At 70.4% G+C, this 2,800-nt stretch carries 3 protein-coding genes; all 3 read right to left on the bottom strand.

From position 1 onward, the window contains the following. Positions 1–311, bottom strand: a 311-nt coding sequence (locus ACIY1X_RS18330; RefSeq protein WP_399683203.1) for an EamA family transporter, incomplete at its 3' end; no start/stop codon positions are given. 73 nt (positions 312–384) lie between these two features. After that, positions 385–1,317, bottom strand: coding sequence for a patatin-like phospholipase RssA (gene rssA / locus ACIY1X_RS18325; protein WP_399683200.1), 933 nt, complete (start codon positions 1,315–1,317; stop codon positions 385–387). Positions 1,318–1,429: 112 nt separating this feature from the next. Further along, positions 1,430–2,800: pilus assembly protein (locus tag ACIY1X_RS18320; RefSeq protein ID WP_399683199.1), on the bottom strand; the 1,371-nt coding region annotated here is incomplete at its 5' end.

Here is a 2,800-nt window from a genome sequence, read left to right as displayed (position 1 = left end):
GTGTAGCCCAGGATGGCCGCGCGCCCGCTCGACAGGTGCTTGAGCGCGAGGATCATGCAAGCGTGCCAGACGAACATGTTGGTGGCGCTCAGCCACAGCAGCTCGCCCCAGTGCTGCCGCGGCACGCGGAAGGACACCCGCCCGGCCAGCAGGATCGCCGCCAGCACCGGCACGCCGAGCCACAGCGACAGCGTGCGGAAACTCAGCGGCGGGAAGTCGGCGATGCCCAGTTTCATCACCGGCCAGTTCAGGCCCCAGATGAGGGTGAGCGGGACGAGCAGCGCCCATTGGCGCGGGGTCAGTTTCTGCATGGCGTCGGGCATTGTGGCGGCTGGCCGCCAGGGCTGCCGGCGCAGGGGCAATGCGTGCGCGCCGGTGTGCTCATCAGGCCGCCGGCGGCTCGCCCAGCGCGTCTTCCAGCAGCGGCAGCGCCCGCTCGACCGCCGCCTCGCCCTGCGCGATGGCCAGCGCGGCGCGGTGGAAGTCCATGGCCGCGATGTCCGACAGGTGCGGCCGGATCACCACGTCGGCCGGCTCGCCCGCCAGCCGGCTCTGGGTGATGCGCACCTGCATGATGTTCAGGCTGGTGGTCAGCACGTCCAGCATCGAGGGCGCCTGCCGCGCCCGGCCGGCCGCGGCGCGCGGCAGCGGCCGCAGGCGCGCGAGCAGGGCGGCGATCGGCGACGTCGCTGCCGAAGGCGCGCCGGCCTCGTCGGCGCCGCTGCCTTCGGTCTGCACCTCGGCGCGCGCGCGGCGGCCGATCAGGTCCCAGTTCAGGTCCACCGCGATCACCACGTCGGCGCCCATGGCGCGGCACAGCGACACCGGCACGGGGTTGACCAGCCCGCCGTCGACCAGCAGCCGGTCGTCCAGCTGCGCGGGCGTGAACAGGCCGGGCAGCGCGATCGAGGCGCGCACCGCGTCGATCACCGGCCCCTCGCGCAGCCACACCTCGCGGCCCGTGCCCAGCTCGGTGGCGACGCAGGCGAAGGGCAGCGGCAGATGCTCGATGCCCTCGTCGCGGAAATGCTGGCGGAAGAAGCCGGTCAGCCGCGAGCCCTCGATCAGCCCGCCGCCCATGCGGAAGTCCAGCATCGCCACCACGCCGGACCAGGTGAGCCGGCGCACCCAGTCCTCCAGCCAGTCCAGCCGGCCGGCGGCATGCACCGCGCCCACCAGCGCGCCGATCGAGGTGCCGCAGACGATGTCGGGCGCATGGCCCGCGCGCTCCAGCGCGCGGATCACGCCGATGTGCGACCAGCCGCGCGCGGAGCCGCTGCCGAGGGCCAGGCCGATGCGGGGGCGGGAGGAAGACATCGGGTGCAGGATAGCGGACGTATACGGCACCCAGCCTCCGGCAACTTGCCCCGGGACGCTGAAAAGGCGGGCGGCCTCGCAGTACCTGGCCGCCGCCGACGTCCCGCGATGCTCAGTTCGCCAATTCGCGCCAGGCGCTGCGCAGGGGCATGCCGGCTGCGCCCCCCCCGCCCGGCGGGCGCTCGGCGCGGATGCTGCCATCGCTGCCCTGGCGCAGGATCCGGGTTTCGTCGTTGGTGAGCTTGACCCAGCTCTGGCCCACGATCAGCGAACTGGCGCTCCACAGCTCGCCTGCGACGTCCGTGAAGCCGGTGCCGTCGCGCACGTTCAGGTAGTAGCGCCACGACGAACCGCCCGAACTGCAGGCGTCGCTGTTCGGAATGGCGGTGGCGATGGACAGCGTGTCGAACTGCAGCGCGACGTCGATGTTGATGCGCTCGCCCTCGTGCGGCAGGTCCACGTACCAGCCGTTCTTCTCGTTCCAGTTCACGGTGTGGTTGCTGATGCTGGCGGTCTGGGCCTCGTTGTCCAAAGTGAAGGTCTGCTGCACCAGCGTACTGCCTGCCCGTACGTTCCCCAGCGATGTGGAGGTCAGAGCGTCCTTGATGGCATAGATGGTCTGCGTCTGCGTGTTGGCCAGGTCGTCGGTGCTCAAGTAGCGGCCCGTGCCGACGACGATGACCGCCTTGCCCGCGATCTCGGCCAGCTCGGGCCGCGCCGTGATGGGCTGGAGGTTGCCGTCCTTGCGGAAAGAGGCGAGCAACAGTGCGGCGCCGTGGGGTTCCACGAGGTCGTCGATGTCGAAGCGCCAGAGGTTGCCCAGCAGGTCGCCGCCATAGAAGCGCTTGGCCGTGTTGTTCGACGGGTCGTCCACCCACGCGTTGATGCGGGCCAGCCCACTGGGCGTGTCGGTGCTGCCGGCCGTGGTCGGGATGTCCAGCAGCTTCTCGCCCGTATTGGCGTTGAGCACGAAGAGCCGGCCTTTGCCGTCGCCAGGGCTGACGTTGTTGTAGCCCGATGCGAAGACCACCACCCAGGTGCCGTCGGCGCGCTTGGTGATGACCGGGTTGCTGAAGCTCAGGCCGAGGTTGTCGTTGGTGAACTCCCAGAGCGCCTGCGGGTTCTCGGGGTCGGTGACGTCCAGCGCGTAGTAGGCGCGTCCGCCCTTGCCCAGCCCACCCACCAGGATGGTCTTCCAGTCGCTGCCCACCTTGATGTCCGCGATCTCGGGCTTGCCGTCCACGAAGAAGCGGTGGCGCGATTCGTAGCCGTTGTCGGCCAGCCGGTACATCTCGGGCATCACCGCGCGTGGCACAAAGGCCCACAGCTCGGTGCCGCCGTCGCTGCCCGAGGCCGAGAAGGCGTGCAGCATGCCGTCGTTGGCGGCCACGTACACGACGCCCTTGCGGTTCTTCTTGCTCGCGACGAATGCGGCGTAGCCGTCGTCACCATAAGCGAAGGGCGGCTTGCCGACGTAGACCGG

This window comes from Xenophilus sp., assembly GCF_044462705.1.
Taxonomy (GTDB): Bacteria; Pseudomonadota; Gammaproteobacteria; order Burkholderiales; family Burkholderiaceae_C; genus Xenophilus; species Xenophilus azovorans.
This window is presented reverse-complemented; position numbering and strand designations above follow the sequence as displayed.

What these genes read in the sequence shown, in the direction of transcription:
- rssA (WP_399683200.1), bottom strand. Translation starts at nt 1,317, where the DNA reads ATGTCTTCCTCCCGCCCCCGCATCGGCCTGGCCCTCGGCAGCGGCTCC.